Source organism: Methylibium sp., assembly GCF_031393925.1.
Classification (GTDB): domain Bacteria; phylum Pseudomonadota; class Gammaproteobacteria; order Burkholderiales; family Burkholderiaceae_C; genus Methylibium.
The window spans coordinates 1-14,459 of sequence record NZ_JANMWL010000096.1 but is presented as its reverse complement, the minus strand read 5'-3'; the positions used below and the strand labels follow the sequence as shown (position 1 = coordinate 14,459).

Below are 14,459 nucleotides of genomic sequence, written 5' to 3'. Positions count from 1 at the left end.
AGCAGGGCGTTCATCGGCACCACCAAGAAGCCGCCGAGCCCGCCGAGCACGATCAGGAACGGGGCCACGACCCAGACGTTGGAAATGAAGTTCATGGCGATCATCAGCACGCCCATCGCGATGCCCAGCGGGATCACGTTCGTGGCCTGGTCCAGCCGCATGCGCAGCGAAGCGAGCACCGCGCCGACGGCCGTGCCGATGGCGACCACGCCGACCAGCGACGAGGCCTGCGTCGTGCCGTAGCCCAGCGCCGCGGCCGACCATGCGAGCACGATGTAGCGCAGGTTGCCCGAGACGCCCCAGAACAAGGTGGTGGTGGCCAGCGAGATCTGGCCGAGCTTGTCGGCCCACAGGCGCGCGTTGCAGCTCGAGAAGTCGCGCACCAGGCCGCCCACGCTGTGGGCCAGTGGCTGCAGCGGCGCCTCGGTGCGCGGAATGCGCAGATTGAACAGAGCCGCGATCAGGTAGAGCCAGATCAACGAGGCGATCGCCGCTTCGGCCGCTGAGTCGATGCCGGTGTCGATGATCGGCAGGTCGATGGACAACAGCATTGGCGAGATCGTTCGCCCGACCAGTTGACCGCCGAGCAGGACGCCCAGGATGATGGAGCCGATCGTCAGGCCCTCGATCCAACCGTTGGCCTTGACCAACTGCGACGGCGGCAGCAGCTCGGTCAGGATGCCGTACTTGGCCGGCGAGTAGGCCGCCGCGCCGAGCCCGACGATTGCATAGGCCAGCAGCGGGTGGGTGCCGAACAGCATCATCAGGCAGCCGACCACCTTGACGAGGTTGGAGACGAACATCACCTTGCCCTTGGGCACGGCGTCGGCGAAGGCGCCGACGAAAGGCGCGAGCACCACGTAGAACAGCGCGAACATCGGCACCAGTGCGGCGCGTTGCCACTCGGCTTGGCCGGAGGTCCTCAGCAGCTCCACCGCAGCGACGAACAAAGCGTTGTCGGCCAGCGAGCTGAAGAACTGCGCCGACATGATGGTGTAGAAACCTTTTTTCATCGGCTCGTCGGCTGGGGCATGGCTGTGTGACCCGTGCCGCTGTTCTCTCCCTGCGGCGCGGGTTATAGCATGGGGTGCCGGGGCATCCGACGCGGGTCGGGACGGTCGATCGACGGCACCAAGGCGCCCGGTTCAGCGGTCCGCGAAGGCCCTGCGGCGCCCATGCACACTTCCGGCAATTGCCATGCCTCGTCTGCCGAGCCGCCACCATGCCCCGTCCCCTGCAAGCCCTGATCCATACCGAAGCGCTGGCGCATAACCTTGCACGGGCACGCACCGCGGCGCCGGACGCACGCGTGTGGGCCGTGATCAAGGCCAACGCCTACGGCCACGGCATCGCGCACGCGTATGCCGGGCTGCGCGCGGCCGACGGCTTCGCGCTGCTCGAGCTGGCCGAGGCGCAGGCCGTGCGCGACCTCGGCTGGCGCGGCCCGATCCTGCTGCTTGAAGGCGCGTTCGAGCCGCGCGACCTGGAGCTGTGTTCGCGGCTGAACCTGTGGCACGTCGTTCACTGCGAAGCGCAGGTCGACTGGCTGGCGACGCACAAGACGCAGGCGCCGCACCGCGTCTTCCTCAAGCTGAACAGCGGCATGAACCGCCTGGGCTTCACGCCGAGCGCCTTTCGTGCCGCATGGACGCGGCTGAGCGCGCTGCCGCAGGTGGGCGAGGTGTCTTTGATGACGCACTTCTCTGATGCCGATGCCTGTGGTGCCGATACCTCGGACGCCGACGCCCCGAGCACAGCCGGGCGCGGCATCGGCGCGCAGTTGCGCCGCTTCGCCGCCGCCACGCACGACCTGCCGGGCGAGCGCAGCCTTGCCAACAGCGCGGCGATCTTGCGTCACGCGAGCGCGGCGGGCGTGAGCGCGGACTGGGTGCGCGCCGGCATCATGCTGTACGGCTCGTCGCCCGATTTTGCGCAGCACGACGCGCGCCACTGGGACTTGCGGCCGGCCATGAGCTTGCGCTCCAGGCTCATCGCCACGCAGACGCTCGAGCCCGGCGACACGGTCGGCTACGGCAGCGCTTACTCGGCGGCGGCACCGATGCGCATCGGCGTGGTGGCGTGCGGCTATGCCGATGGCTACCCACGCCACGCACCCGGCCTGCCCGAGCGCGGCACGCCGGTGCTGGTCGAGGGCGTGCGCACGCGGCTGGTCGGGCGCGTGTCGATGGACCTGATCACGGTGGACCTGACCCCGGTGCCGCAGGCCGGGCCGGGCAGCGAGGTCACGCTCTGGGGCCGCGGGCCGAACGACAGCTTGCTGCCGATCGACGAGGTGGCGCAGGCCGCCGGCACCGTCGGCTACGAGCTGATGTGCGCGCTGGCGGCGCGCGTGCCGGTTGCGCCCGAGCCCGCATGAACTGGAGCCTCGCGCAGTACTCGCGGCAACGGCGAACGTTCATCGCCGAGCGCGAGTTGCATCACCCGATGGTCGCCGCGTCCACGCTCATCTTCGTGGTGACATGGGCCGTCGGGTGGCTGTCGAGTGCGGTGTTGATTCAGCAAGGCCTGCGCTCGGTGCCGCTGCGCTGAGCGATCGCTTTCGTGGTCTCGTACGCGGCGTCCTTCGGGTGCGCGCGCGCCTGGTGCAGTTGTGTCGGACGCAATCGCAGTGGCGCTCGCGGCAATCTTGACCTTGGCGGTTTTCTCCGGCGACGAGGGATGCCTCGTCGTGCTCGCCGTGAGCGTGGCCGCTGCCGTGCTCGCGGCTGCGTTCTGGGCGATCGGTGGGCGTGTGCTGCTGCATCGCGGCGCGCCCGGTGCGACGACTTTCCGCGAGGCGTTGCGCCAGTATTTGCAGGCCAGGGTCATTGCACGCTGAGGGCGCGTGACTATGATCGTCCGACCGTATTTGATCGATCATCAGGAGCATTGCATGGGCATCATTTCCACCCTCTTCGTCGGCCTGATCGTCGGCGCGCTAGCGCGCTTATTGCTTCCGGGCGAGCAGAAGATGGGCTGGGTCATGACCTGCCTGCTCGGCATTGCCGGTTCGTTCGCGGCGGGCTACGTGGGTCAGGCGATGGGCTGGTACACGGTGGGCGCGCCGGCCGGCTGGATCGCCTCGACGGTGGGCGCGATCGTGCTGCTGTTCGGCTACAGCAAGCTGCGCGGCGACAGCTCCTCCACGCGCTGAAGATGACCGGCCCGCTCGCCTCCCCTGACAAGGCTGCGCTGGCACGGCACTGCCGGCGGCTCGTGTGGCGTCAGGCCCTGAAGGCGGCGGGCGTGTCGGCGCTGCCGATCGTCGGCGTCGACCTGCTGGTCAACACGCGCTTGCTGGCCGCCACCATCGACGAAATTAGCGCCGCGCACGGCCTTACGCCCGCGCAACTCGCGCAGTTGCCGCCCGCGCTGCGCACGCGCGTCGACGATCGGGCCCTCGAGCTGGGCAGTTACCTGATCGGCCGAGTCATGACGCAGTCGGTGCTGCTGATGGCACTGCGAACGCTCGGCTGGCGCCTGGGTGCGCAGCAGGCGGCCAAGCTCGCACCCATTGCAGGGCAGGTCGCCTCGGCGGCGCTTTCTGGCTGGATGTTCAAGCGGCTGTGCGAGCGGCACCTTGCGCAGTGCCAGGACGTGCGCGCGGCGCTGCCCGAGTTGCCGCCGGTGCCGATGCTTGCGCTGCAATACGTGGCGCCGGCCCCAGCGTGAGCGCAGAGCGGCAGCTGCGCGACCTGCTCGCGCGCGAAAGCGAGTTCACGGCGGTGCGCGCCCAGGGCGCCGGCGGGCAGAACGTCAACAAGGTTTCGAGCGCCATCCACCTGCGCTTTGACGTGCTGACCTGTTCGCTGCCCGAGCCGCACAAGGCGCGGCTGCTGGCGCTGCGCGACCAGCGGCTGACCGAAGCCGGCGTGATCGTCATCAAGGCGCAGGAGCAGCGCACCCAGGCGAGGAACCGCGAGGACGCCTTGCAGCGTCTGCTGGCGCTGGTGCAAAGCGTTGCGCAGCCGCCGCGTCGGCGCGTGGCGACCCAGCCGACCTGGGGCTCCAAGCAACGCCGGCTCGAAGGCAAGAGCCTGCGCAGTCAGCTCAAGGGCGGCCGCGCACGGGTCAAGGACGCTTGAGCCGCACGGCGACAATTCGCCATGGCCAAGGAAAAGACCGTCTACACCTGCCGCGAATGCGGCGGCACGAGCCCCAAGTGGCTGGGCCGCTGCCCTGCTTGCGGCGTCTGGAACACCTTGGAGGAGAGCGTTGCGCAAGCGCCTTCGGCCACGCGCAACCGGTTCCAGTCGCTGACCAAGGCGCAAGCGGTGGCCACTCTCGCCGAGATCGACGCGGCCGATGTGGCGCGCACGCCCACCGGGCTGGAGGAGCTGGACCGCGTGCTCGGCGGCGGCATCGTGGTGGGCGCGGTGGTGTTGATCGGCGGCGACCCGGGCATCGGCAAGTCGACCTTGCTGCTGCAGGCGGTCGACGCCCTCTCGGCGCGCATGCCGGTGCTCTACGTCACCGGCGAGGAGAGTGGCGCGCAAGTCGCCTTGCGCTCGCGCCGCCTTGGCCTGGAGGGCGCGCGGGTGCGCGTGCTCGCCGAAATCCAGCTCGAGAAAATCCAGCTTGCGATCGAGGCCGAGCAGCCCGGGTTTTGCGTGATCGACTCGATCCAGACGGTGTACTCGGACCAGCTGACTTCGGCGCCCGGCTCGGTGGCGCAGGTGCGCGAATGCGCGGCGCAGCTCACGCGCACGGCCAAGTCGAGCGGCACGACGGTGGTGCTGGTCGGCCACGTCACCAAGGAAGGCGCGATCGCCGGGCCGCGCGTCCTCGAGCACATCGTCGACACGGTGCTGTACTTCGAAGGCGACACGCATTCGAGCTTCAGGCTGGTGCGTGCCATCAAGAACCGCTTTGGCGCCGTCAACGAAATCGGCGTGTTCGCGATGACCGAGCGCGGCCTCAAGGGCGTCAGCAATCCGTCGGCGATCTTTCTCTCCACCCACAGCGAGCCCGTCGCCGGCTCCTGCGTGATGGTCACGCTCGAAGGCACGCGCCCGCTGCTGGTGGAGCTGCAGGCGCTGGTCGACAGCGGCGGGCCGAGCCCGCGGCGTCTGTCGGTCGGCCTCGACCGTGATCGCCTGGCCATGCTGCTGGCCGTGCTGCACCGCCACGCCGGCATCGCCTGCATGGACCAGGACGTGTTCGTCAACGCCGTGGGCGGCGTGCGCATCAGCGAGCCGGCGGCCGACCTGGCGGTCATGCTGGCGATCCAGAGCAGCCTGCGCGGGCGGGCGCTGCCGCGCGGCTTCATCGCCTTCGGCGAGGTTGGCCTGGCCGGCGAGGTGCGGCCGGCGCCGCGCGGACAGGAGCGGCTGAAGGAGGCCGCCAAGCTGGGCTTCTCGGTCGCCGTGGTCCCCAAGGCCAATGCGCCCAGGAAGCCGATCGAAGGCCTGACCATCCATGCGGTCGACCGTGTCGAGCAGGCCATCGAGCTGCTGCGCAACCTGTCATGAGCGCGGGCGCTGACGGGCACTCGCCGAGCCGTGAGCCAGTCAGGCTTGTCGCGGTGATCGCAGGCGTCCTGCCGCGCACGGTTGCCCTGGCACCGCCGTTGGCCAGCCATGCCCGAGCGTGGCGCGCGATGGCAGGGCACGCATGAACGCGCGCATCGGCTGCTTGCTCGCGGCAGCGGCGCTTGCCGCCGGCTGGGTCGGCTTTGGTGGGCGCGGCATTGTGCTGGCGTTGACGGCGATTGCGTTCTGGTTGCTGCTGCAGTTCGGGCGCGCCATGCGCGTGATGCGCCGGGCCGCGCACGCGCCGCTCGGTCATGTACCGAGCGCCGTGATGCTGCATGCGCGGTTGCGTCGGGGCATGACGATGCTCGAGCTGGTCAGCATCACCGGCAGTCTCGGCGAAGCGGCCGCTAGCGAGCGGCCTTCCTCGGCCTATTGCTGGCGCGATGCCGGCGGCTCGGCGCTGCGCGTGTCGTTCGCGCGCGATCGCGTCTCGACGTGGGCCATCGAGCGCGCCGACGAGACATGAAAAAAGGCGCCCGAAGGCGCCTGATTCACCGAGTGACGGAAAGCCCGCTCAGGTCTTGCGGCGACGCGCCATGAAAACCACCAGACCCAGGCCGGCAAGCACCAGCGCATGTCGACGGAGTTCGGCATCACCGACGTGGGCTTGTGGTCCGAAAAGATCGACAGCCTGTCGGGCAGCGTCATCGACTTCGCCACCTCGCTGTCGGATGACACCATCATCGGCATTCACTTCGGCAACCCTAACAACTTTGTTGTTGACGAAAAGAATGTCATCGGCATTGCCGCTGATCAAGTTGCCTCCGTAGAAACCGGCGCAGTCGGTGACTGCAACGCCAGCCAAGCACGGGTTGGCAGCTTGCGCCGGCGCGATGGCCGCGCCCAGTGCCAGCACTCCTGCGTAAATCAGCGACTCCAGGGTCAGTTTCATGGTGGTCCCGTCGGTAATGCTGCAGCCCGAGGATCTCTGGGCGCCACATGACGTGAAAATATTCCGCGCAGTCGTTCACGGCAATCCCCCCCCTGAGGGGCCTTACCCCCTGGGTCGGGGGGTGGTTGGTGCGTTCGGCGCACGCCGCGGGGATGCCATCACGCGACCTTAGAATTTGCAATGCTCTTCGAGCGCTGAAACCTTAGGAACTGCTATGTCGATGTCGGACCGTGACGGCAAGATCTGGATGGACGGTGAGTTGGTCGAGTGGCGTGACGCCCGGATCCACGTACTCAGCCACACACTCCACTACGGTTGCGGTGCCTTCGAGGGAGTGCGCGCTTACAACACGGCCGGTGGCACGGCGATTTTCAGGTTGCGCGAACACACCGAACGCTTGTTCAACAGCGCCAAGATCCTGCGCATGAAGATTCCGTTCACGCCCGAACAGGTACTCGAGGCGCAACGCACCGTGGTGCGCGAAAACAAGCTTGAAAGCTGCTACCTGCGCCCGCTCGCCTGGATCGGCTCTGAAAAGCTCGGCGTGAGCCCGAAGGGCAACCGAATTCACCTGATGGTCGCCGCCTGGCCCTGGGGCGCCTACCTCGGCGAGGAAGGCCTGCAGCGTGGCATTCGCGTCAAGACCTCGAGCTACACGCGCCACCACGTCAACATCACCATGACGCAGGCCAAGGCGGTGAGCAACTACACCAACTCCATCCTTGCCAACATGGAAGCCACCGAAGACGGCTACGACGAGGCGCTGCTGCTCGACGCGTCGGGCTTCGTGAGCGAAGGCGCCGGCGAAAATCTCTTCATCATCAAGGGCGGCGTGGTCTACACGCCCGATCTCTCGGCCGGCGCGCTCAATGGCATCACCCGCAACACCGTGTTCGCGATCTGCGTCGACTTGGGGCTCAAGCTGGTCGAGAAGCGAATCACGCGCGACGAGGTCTACATCTCCGACGAGGCGTTCTTCACCGGCACCGCGGCCGAGGTCACGCCGATTCGCGAGCTTGACCGTCTCGAGATCGGCAGCGGCTCGCGCGGCCCGATCACCAAGAGCATCCAGTCGGCGTTCTTCGACATCGTCAATGGCCGCAACCCAAAGTACGCCGAATGGCTGACCCACGTGTGAGCCGCATGAACGAAACCCCGGCCGTCGTCGACGTGGGCGCCCAGGATCTGCAAGGTCCGGGTGTCGTGTTCTGCCCCAACCCGAAGATGCCGCTGTGGAGCAACCATCCGCGCGTGTTCATCGACGTGGCGGCAAGCGGTGAAGGCAAGTGTCCGTACTGCGGCACCGTCTACCGCCTCTGCGGCGGCGTGAAGCGGCACGCCCATTGAGCGGCGCCGAGGCGGCGACGTCCTGGCCATGACGGCGTCGCTGGTCATCGCGCCGCAGTGGATCGGCGACGCGGTCATGGCAGAGCCGATGCTCCGTGCACTGGCCGCGCGTGGCGAGCGCCTCAGCGTCGCGGCGCTGCCGTGGGTCGCGCCGGTCCTGCGCGCGATGCCGCAAGTGAGCGAGGTGATCAGCCTGCCTTTCGCGCATGGCCGGCTCGACTGGCGCGTCCGACGCGCGCTGGCGCGCTCGCTGCGCGGCCGCTTCGACGCGGCCTACGTGCTGCCCAATTCGCTGAAGTCGGCGCTGCTGCCGTGGCTCGCGCGCATACCGCTGCGCGTCGGTTACCGCGGCGAAGGCCGCGTGTTGCTGCTCAACGAGCGCCTGGCCAACCCAAGCGGCAAGCCGCCGATGGTCGCCTTCTACGGCGCGCTGGCCGGCGGCGTGGCGAGCGACGCGCGGCCGCGGCTGGGCCTGCCCGAGGCGACGATCGCCGCAGCGCTCGCGCCCGTGGGGCTGGAGCGCCGCGCGTACTGGGTGTTTGCACCCGGCGCCGATTACGGGCCGGCAAAGCGCTGGCCGCCCGGCCATTTCGCCGCGCTCGCGCGCGATCTGCAGACGCGCGAGCGGCTGCCCGTGCTCCTGCTCGGCTCGGCCAAGGAGGCGCCGATCTGTGAAGCAATCGCCGCGCTGGCGCCCGACGCCTGCCGCGTGCTTGCCGGCCAGACACCGCTCGACACCGCGATGGCGCTCATTGCCGCAGCGCGCGGCGTGGTCAGCAACGATTCCGGCCTGATGCACGTGGCCGCGGCGTTCGGCACGCCGCAGGCCGCCGTCTTTGGCTCCTCCAGCCCCGGGCACACGCCCCCGCTGAGCCCTGCCGCGCGCGTGCTCTGGCTCCAAGGGCAGGCCGGCCTGGACTGCATTCCGTGCTTCGCGCGCGAGTGCCGCTACGGGCACTACCGCTGCCTGGCCGAAATTCGGCCCGAGCGCGTGGCCGACGCTTTGGACGACGCGCTGCGCAGCACCGTAGGCGCGGGCTGACCCAACCCACGCTTGTGCGTGAAGCCCCGGTCGGGGGCGCTCGGCCTTGTTGGTGCGGCCCGGCGCAGCTCGAGCGTTGCAGCAAACGCTCAACGCCCGTAGAACACGTAGTCGGCCTGGTAGGCGACCTGCTTCTTTTCGCCCTTATTGGCCATTGCGCACGGCGCCACGGGCGCCACGCCGCCCATGGTCTTCAAGCGCTGGATGTAGGTGACACCCTGCATCGCGCCGCTGCCGACGGCCGGCTCGGCCTTGACCAGTTGCAGCGCAATCGATCCGGGCTGGTTGGGGGCGACCGCGACTTGCTTGCCGCCGACCTTGGAGCCGTCCATCGCTTCCCAGGTAGTGGGCGGGCCGTAGTACTTGCCCACCGCCTTGCCGCTGGCGTCCTTGAGCGTGGCCACGGGGCCGGCGAACGCCCATTCGTATTGGCCGGCGGCGTCCTTTTTGTCGCGGCATTCGTAGGTGATCTCGCCGCTGCCGACGGTCCACATCTTCTGTACCTCGCCGGCCGGCACGCGCACTGGCTCGGGCAAGGCGGCGTTGTCAACCGTGGCCATCGGTTTGTCCATCGGCGCGGGCATCATCGAGCCGCAGGCGGACAGCAGCAAGGTCAGTGCGGCGGCGCCGCTGATCGGGGTGATTCGCATGATTGGTTCTCCGTGAGGGTGGGCGAGGTCGATGCCTCGTGCCCATCACTACGAAGGCCGCAGTGCTGCGGATGCACTCGAGCAACGCAAGGGTGCGCGAACGCGCCGCCGCAGCGCTAGAGCTGCAACTTGCCGAGCGAAACGATCGGGCCGGTCGGCGCGCCGGTGGGCGAGCCGCCGCTCGGCTCCAGGCTGACGGCGAACGCGGCCGTGCCTTCGAGCAAGCGGGCGCGCACGACCGTGGTCGCCTGCTGGTGCGACACCAGTCCGAGCGAGCGCGGTGCGCCGCTGCCCGGCACCGACCACAGCTCGTAGGCGCGCCCCACCGGGGCCGCCGCGTTCAGCGGCTTGAGCACCAGCGCGCGACCGTCCGGCGTGACGCTGGCGACGAAGCTGGCGGGCTCCAGGCCTCGAGCGTCGGGGTTGGCACTCAGCACGATCACGATCGGCGGCGCCACCGGTTGCGGCTGCGACAGCACCAGCGCCAGGCCGACTGCGGCGACGGTGGCAAAGCCCGTGGCGCCCTGCCACAAACCCAGACGCTGCCACCAGCGCGTGGGCGCCGTGCTGCCGGTCGCTGAGAACAGGCGCCGCTCGATGCGCAACCACACCGCGTCCGACGGCGCAACCGGTGCCACGCCGGCCGCCAGCGGCTGAAGCCGCGTCTGCCACTCGCCCACCGCGGCGCGCAGCGCCGAATGCGCCGGCAGCAGGGCGGTAAAACGCCGCCGCGCCGCGCCGCGCATGGTGCCGAGCACGTACTCGGCGGCCAGTCGGTCGGCCAGGAGGGGGCGGCTGTAGTCCATGATCTTGGCGGCTCAGTGGGCGCGCGCGGCCTGCTCGAGGCAAGCCTTGAGCGCCTGCAGTGCGCGCCGCACCCAGCTTTTCACGGTGCCCAGCGGCTGCCGCAGGTGTTCAGCAATCTCGGCGTGCGAGAGCCCCTGGTAGAACGCCAGCGCCAGGCTCTGCTGCTGCTCGCCACTGAGCGCGGTCATGCAGCCACGCAGCGCGCGCGCGTCGCTCGCCTGCCCCAGAAGGTCGAGCGGGCCGGCGTCGGGAGAAGCAAGATCGTGCAGCATGTCGTGTTCATCGTCGTCTTCGAAGCTTCCCGTCGCAGTGCTGACGGTTCGCGGCTCGCTCTGACGTCGGCGCAGGCTGTCGATGGCCCGGTTGCGGGCGATGCTGGTGAGCCAGGTGAGTGGCTGGCTGAGCGAGGCGTCAAAACCCTGCGCCGCGCGCCAGACATTGACGTACACCTCCTGGAGCACGTCCTCGGCCTGGGCCCGGTCCTTCTGGATACGCAGCACGACGCCGAGCAGATGCGCGCTCGAATGCCGGTACAGCGCGGCAAAGGCCGCACGGTCACCGAGTGCCACGCGCGAAAGCAGGGCGGCGAGTTCGCGACTGCTTTCGGACCAGTCCTTGACGTTGGTGACCATGGGGCGGTTTGGGATGTGGCGGGATTCTAGGGGCGCTTCGTACAATGCCGCCCATGCACAGTCGCTGCCACGAGTCCTTCCTTGCCGTGCCCATGGGCCCGCTGCGATGACGCCCAAACCCAAGCCGCCACTGGTGTCGCCCGACGCGACCGAAGCGCAGTTTTACGAGGCCTTGCAACAGGCCGACATCGACAAGCTGATGGCGATCTGGTCGGACGACGAGGACATCGCCTGCGTTCACCCCGGCGGCCTGCGCTTGCTGGGAGCCGGCGCGATCCGCGCCTCGTTCGAGGCGATCTTCGCCAACGGTGCGATCGACGTACACCCCGACAAGGTGCGGCGCCTGCACACCCACGCCAGCGCCGTGCATCACGTGCTCGAGCGTGTGCAGGCTCAAACCGACGAAGGGCGGCAGACGGCGTTCGCGATCGTCACCAATGTCTATCTGCTCACCGAGCAGGGCTGGCGCATGGTGCTGCACCACGCCAGCCCCGGCACGACGCGCGAGCTTCAGGAAATCTCCGAAGCGCCGTCCACCTTGCATTGAAAGTCGGCCCCAGCGGCATGCCGGTGCCCGCCGCTTTGCTGCGCGAGTGCGGCGACGACTGGCCGGTGCCCTGGTGGCTGCCGGGCGGCAACGCGCAGACCATCTGGCCCGCGCTGTTTGCGCGCCGCTTCGACGGCACGCCACCGCGCTTTCGACGCGAGCGCTGGACCACGCCCGATGGCGACTTCATCGACGTCGACTTCCTGCACGACACCGACCGCCGTCGCGAGGCGCCGCTGCTCGTGTTGTTTCACGGCCTCGAAGGCTCGTCGGCGAGCCACTACGCCGTGGCGTTTGCCGACTGGGCGCGTGGCAACGGCTGGCGCATGGCGGTGCCGCACTTTCGCGGCTGTTCGGGCGAACTCAACCATGGGCCACGCGCCTACCACTCGGGTGATTTTGAAGAGATCGGCTGGATCCTGGGGCGTGCCCGCGCCGGGTGCGGCGCGCCGCTGGCGGCGGTCGGCGTTTCACTCGGCGGCAACGCGCTGTTGCGCTGGGCCGAGGAGGCGGGCGAGAGCGCGTCGGCCACGGCCCGCGCAGTCGCCGCGATCTCCTCGCCCATCGACCTGGCCGCCGGTGGCCGCGCCATCGTGCGGGGCTTCAACCGACACGTCTACAACCGCATGTTCATGCGCACCATGCGTGCCAAGGCGCTCGCCAAGCTGGCCCAGCACCCCGGCCTGTTCGACCGCGAGCGCTTGCTCGCGGCGCGCGATCTCTACGAGTTCGACAATGTTTTCACGGCGCCGCTTCACGGCTACCGCGACACCGAGGACTACTGGGCGCGCGGTTCGGCCAAGCCGCATCTGGCGCGTATCCGCATTCCCGCGCTCGTGCTCAACGCGCGCAACGACCCGTTCGTGCCGGCGGCCTGCCTGCCGCACGCTCATGAAGTCGGCGCGCATGTCACCTTGTGGCAACCGGCGCGCGGCGGGCACGTCGGCTTCGCGCAAGGCGACTTTCCGGCCGATGTGCGCGGGCTGCCGTGCGCGGTGATGGCCTGGCTGCAGCAAGGGATGGGCCGGGCGACACAATGTCTCGATGGATGACATCGTTCGTGCCGCACTGAAGAAGTGGCCGCAGGTGCCCGCCTGCTACGGCTGGCTCGGCCTGGACGCACGCGGCGACTGGTACATGCGCGACGACCGTGTGCAGGCGGCCGGGTCTTTCCCGCAGGTCAAGGGCAGTCGGCTGCTGCACGAGAAGCTGCGCGAGTTCATTCACCGCAATTACGAATCGTCGGCCGACGGCGCCTGGTACTTCCAGAACGGCCCGCAGCGCGTCTATGTCGAGCTCGAAGCGGCACCGCTCGTGCTTGGCGTGCAGCGCCAGGGCGACGGCTACGCGGTGCAGGCCCACACGGGTGCCGACGCAGGCGCGGTGCAGGGCGCCTGGGTCGACGAACTCGGCCGCTTGTTCCTCCAGACCGCGGCCGGCCTCGGGCTGGTGCGCTCGCTCGACATGGACGCCGCGGCCGACGCGGTCGCCGCCGGGCTCTGGAGCCCGCAGGACATTTCCTTCGCCGATTTGCCGGCGCTTTTTCATTACCAGCTGAGCCCGCAGCGCGGCGTGACCTGATAAGAAGCGCGAATCGAGACGCAAAAAAGCCGGCCTGCGGGCCGGCTTTTTTGTTGCGCGATCGTCTCGCGCGGGCGACGGGTCGAACTTACTTCACCGCGTTGACCATGTACGCCACCACCGCCTTGATGTCGGCATCGCTCGCGGTGGCCACGCCGCCCCGGGGCGGCATCACGCCCTTGCCGGCGATCGCGCTCTGGGTCAGCTTGTCGACGCCCTGGCCCACGCGCGCTGCCCACGCCGCCTTGTCGCCGAGCTTCGGTGCCGCCGCCACGCCGGTGGCATGGCAGACCTGGCACGCCTGGGTGTAGAGCGCCGGAATGCTGTCGCCCTGGGTCGCTGGCGCCGCCGATGGAACGGGCGTGGCCGCGGCCTGGCTGGCAGCGGCGATTTTGGCCGCCGCATCGGCCGCGGGCGGGGCGCTCTCGGTCGGCGGTGCCGAAGCCGCCGCCGTTGCCGCGACGGCCTTTGGTTCGTCGAACTTGGCGCCGGCCGCGTTGGCCATGTGGACCACCGCGCGGCCGATCTCCACGTCACCGAAATCGCCAGCGCCCTGCGCGGCCATGACGCCCTTGCCCTTGAGCGCGGAGGCTAACAGCAGCTCGTAGCCCTGCTTTATGCGCGGCCCCCAGGCCGCCGCATCGCCGAGCTTCGGGGCGCCGGCCACGCCGCTCGCGTGGCACGCCACGCACTGCGCGGCATAGACCTGCTCGCCACTCTTGAGAGCGCCGGGATTGGCGGCGTCCTTGACTTCGACCATGCCGACCGGCGCCAGGCGCGGCGCCGTCGCGGAGGCGCTCAGGTGGTCGCTGCCGGCCGCAGGCTTGTTCTGCGCGTCGATGTAAACGACCAGCAGCACGATGATCGCGATCGGCACCGCGAAGGCCAACACCACCGCGATGATCAGTTGTTTGACGGTGCGGATCGGGCCTTCGTGATTGGCCTCGTGATAATTGTCGTCGGCGTGCTCGTGGGAGGTGGTCGCTCGGTCGCTCATGAGGTCCTCGGGGGGCGTCTGCAAAGGAGGTTGCGACGGCGCAGGCACGCCTCGCAAAAGGCGCCGATTATACCGGCGACCCTGGGCGCGTCGGTCGTTTAGCGAGCCTGAAGAAAGCGCGTGCCGGGCGGCGCTTCGTCACCGTCGCCCACCGGCTTGTCGCCACCGTCTGGAACCGGATCGCGTGGATGCGGCGGCGCATTCGGCTCGTTGGGATGCGGCGGGTTCGGGGCGGGGCCGGGATGCTCAAAAACGGGGTGTGCCATGCCGTGCATCCAGCAAGCCGCGTTCCCACTCGACCTCGGGTTGCGGCAGGGCGCCTCGCTACAATCAGCGCCGTCGCGTCCGTAGCTCAATGGATAGAGTACTGCCCTCCGAAGGCAGGGGTTGCTGGTTCGATCCCAGCCGGGCGCACCAACAAATTCAATGA

Annotated in this window: 20 protein-coding genes and 1 tRNA gene; 15 read left to right on the top strand and 6 right to left on the bottom strand. The window is 69.1% G+C overall.

The genetic code is table 11. The features are described 5' to 3' along the window. The coding region (lplT, locus tag RMO12_RS05765) for a lysophospholipid transporter LplT (protein ID WP_309638554.1) at window positions 1–1,013 on the bottom strand (1,013 nt) is incomplete at its 3' end. Window positions 1,014–1,222: 209 nt separating this feature from the next. Between lplT and alr the strand changes: the two genes are divergently transcribed. The 8 genes from alr to RMO12_RS05725 all read left to right on the top strand — a co-directional run bounded on the left by alr (window position 1,223) and on the right by RMO12_RS05725 (window position 6,000). Next, window positions 1,223–2,377 carry an alanine racemase gene (gene alr, locus RMO12_RS05760; RefSeq protein ID WP_309638553.1) on the top strand — a complete coding sequence of 385 codons (1,155 nt, stop codon included), beginning with the start codon at window positions 1,223–1,225 and terminating at the stop codon, window positions 2,375–2,377. Beyond that, window positions 2,374–2,550 (top strand): hypothetical protein, encoded by a 177-nt coding sequence (locus tag RMO12_RS05755; RefSeq protein WP_309626314.1) that lies wholly within the window; start codon window positions 2,374–2,376, stop codon window positions 2,548–2,550. The genes alr and RMO12_RS05755 overlap by 4 nt, the downstream gene beginning before the upstream one ends. 103 nt (window positions 2,551–2,653) lie before the next feature. Further along, window positions 2,654–2,839 carry a hypothetical protein gene (locus RMO12_RS05750; RefSeq protein ID WP_309638552.1) on the top strand — a complete coding sequence of 62 codons (186 nt, stop codon included), beginning with the start codon at window positions 2,654–2,656 and terminating at the stop codon, window positions 2,837–2,839. Window positions 2,840–2,893: 54 nt separating this feature from the next. After that, window positions 2,894–3,154, top strand: a complete 261-nt coding sequence (locus tag RMO12_RS05745) for a GlsB/YeaQ/YmgE family stress response membrane protein (protein ID WP_309638551.1) — start codon at window positions 2,894–2,896, stop codon at window positions 3,152–3,154. A 2-nt stretch (window positions 3,155–3,156) separates the two neighbouring features. Continuing rightward, on the top strand, window positions 3,157–3,672 hold the full coding sequence (locus RMO12_RS05740; protein WP_309638550.1) for a hypothetical protein: 516 nt from the start codon (window positions 3,157–3,159) through the stop codon (window positions 3,670–3,672). After that, the gene (gene arfB / locus RMO12_RS05735; protein WP_309638549.1) at window positions 3,669–4,085 is read left to right on the top strand and encodes an alternative ribosome rescue aminoacyl-tRNA hydrolase ArfB; all 417 of its coding nucleotides are present in this window, start codon (window positions 3,669–3,671) and stop codon (window positions 4,083–4,085) included. The genes RMO12_RS05740 and arfB overlap by 4 nt, the downstream gene beginning before the upstream one ends. Window positions 4,086–4,106: 21 nt before the next feature. Next, on the top strand, window positions 4,107–5,471 hold the full coding sequence (gene radA, locus RMO12_RS05730) for a DNA repair protein RadA (protein WP_309624503.1): 1,365 nt from the start codon (window positions 4,107–4,109) through the stop codon (window positions 5,469–5,471). Between the two features lie 142 nt (window positions 5,472–5,613). After that, entirely contained in the window at window positions 5,614–6,000 is a 387-nt protein-coding gene (locus RMO12_RS05725; RefSeq protein WP_309638548.1) for a hypothetical protein, read from the top strand. 48 nt (window positions 6,001–6,048) lie between these two features. Here RMO12_RS05725 and RMO12_RS05720 read toward each other — a convergent pair whose 3' ends face one another. Further along, window positions 6,049–6,426, bottom strand: coding sequence for a hypothetical protein (locus tag RMO12_RS05720; protein WP_309638547.1), 378 nt, complete (start codon window positions 6,424–6,426; stop codon window positions 6,049–6,051). Window positions 6,427–6,640: 214 nt separating this feature from the next. Here RMO12_RS05720 and RMO12_RS05715 point away from each other — a divergent pair, with 214 nt between their 5' ends. From RMO12_RS05715 to waaF, 3 genes are read left to right on the top strand one after another with little or no spacing between them, the layout of a single operon-like run. Continuing rightward, the gene (locus RMO12_RS05715; protein ID WP_309638546.1) at window positions 6,641–7,564 is read left to right on the top strand and encodes a branched-chain amino acid transaminase; all 924 of its coding nucleotides are present in this window, start codon (window positions 6,641–6,643) and stop codon (window positions 7,562–7,564) included. A gap of 5 nt (window positions 7,565–7,569) precedes the next feature. Next, window positions 7,570–7,773, top strand: coding sequence for a zinc-finger domain-containing protein (locus tag RMO12_RS05710; protein WP_309624507.1), 204 nt, complete (start codon window positions 7,570–7,572; stop codon window positions 7,771–7,773). A 28-nt stretch (window positions 7,774–7,801) separates the two neighbouring features. Continuing rightward, on the top strand, window positions 7,802–8,815 hold the full coding sequence (gene waaF / locus RMO12_RS05705; protein WP_309638545.1) for a lipopolysaccharide heptosyltransferase II: 1,014 nt from the start codon (window positions 7,802–7,804) through the stop codon (window positions 8,813–8,815). Window positions 8,816–8,904: 89 nt separating this feature from the next. Here the strand turns inward: waaF and RMO12_RS05700 are convergent, their stop codons facing one another. The 3 genes from RMO12_RS05700 to RMO12_RS05690 form a co-directional block, all read right to left on the bottom strand. Next, window positions 8,905–9,465: a DUF3455 domain-containing protein gene (locus RMO12_RS05700; protein WP_309624509.1), complete on the bottom strand. Its 561-nt coding sequence runs from the start codon at window positions 9,463–9,465 to the stop codon at window positions 8,905–8,907. A gap of 116 nt (window positions 9,466–9,581) precedes the next feature. Next, a complete protein-coding gene (locus tag RMO12_RS05695) occupies window positions 9,582–10,271 on the bottom strand; it encodes an anti-sigma factor domain-containing protein (RefSeq protein WP_309624510.1) in 690 nt (229 codons plus the stop codon). 12 nt (window positions 10,272–10,283) lie between these two features. Beyond that, the gene (locus RMO12_RS05690) at window positions 10,284–11,021 is read right to left on the bottom strand and encodes a sigma-70 family RNA polymerase sigma factor (RefSeq protein WP_309638544.1); all 738 of its coding nucleotides are present in this window, start codon (window positions 11,019–11,021) and stop codon (window positions 10,284–10,286) included. Here RMO12_RS05690 and RMO12_RS05685 point away from each other — a divergent pair. Genes RMO12_RS05685 through RMO12_RS05675 form a run of 3 tightly spaced genes read left to right on the top strand, consistent with a single transcriptional unit; the run spans window position 11,011 to window position 13,032 of the window. Continuing rightward, the gene (locus RMO12_RS05685; RefSeq protein WP_309624512.1) at window positions 11,011–11,451 is read left to right on the top strand and encodes a nuclear transport factor 2 family protein; all 441 of its coding nucleotides are present in this window, start codon (window positions 11,011–11,013) and stop codon (window positions 11,449–11,451) included. The genes RMO12_RS05690 and RMO12_RS05685 overlap by 11 nt on opposite strands. A gap of 17 nt (window positions 11,452–11,468) precedes the next feature. After that, complete coding sequence (locus RMO12_RS05680; RefSeq protein ID WP_309638555.1) at window positions 11,469–12,503, top strand: alpha/beta fold hydrolase; 1,035 nt, start codon at window positions 11,469–11,471, stop codon at window positions 12,501–12,503. Then, window positions 12,496–13,032 (top strand): DUF2946 family protein, encoded by a 537-nt coding sequence (locus tag RMO12_RS05675; RefSeq protein WP_309624513.1) that lies wholly within the window; start codon window positions 12,496–12,498, stop codon window positions 13,030–13,032. Before RMO12_RS05680 ends, RMO12_RS05675 begins: the two co-directional genes overlap by 8 nt. 88 nt (window positions 13,033–13,120) lie before the next feature. Here the strand turns inward: RMO12_RS05675 and RMO12_RS05670 are convergent, their stop codons facing one another. After that, window positions 13,121–14,029 (bottom strand): c-type cytochrome, encoded by a 909-nt coding sequence (locus tag RMO12_RS05670; protein ID WP_309638543.1) that lies wholly within the window; start codon window positions 14,027–14,029, stop codon window positions 13,121–13,123. A 341-nt stretch (window positions 14,030–14,370) separates the two neighbouring features. Between RMO12_RS05670 and RMO12_RS05665 the strand changes: the two genes are divergently transcribed. Beyond that, a tRNA-Arg gene (locus tag RMO12_RS05665) sits at window positions 14,371–14,446 on the top strand. Window positions 14,447–14,459 lie beyond the last annotated feature (13 nt).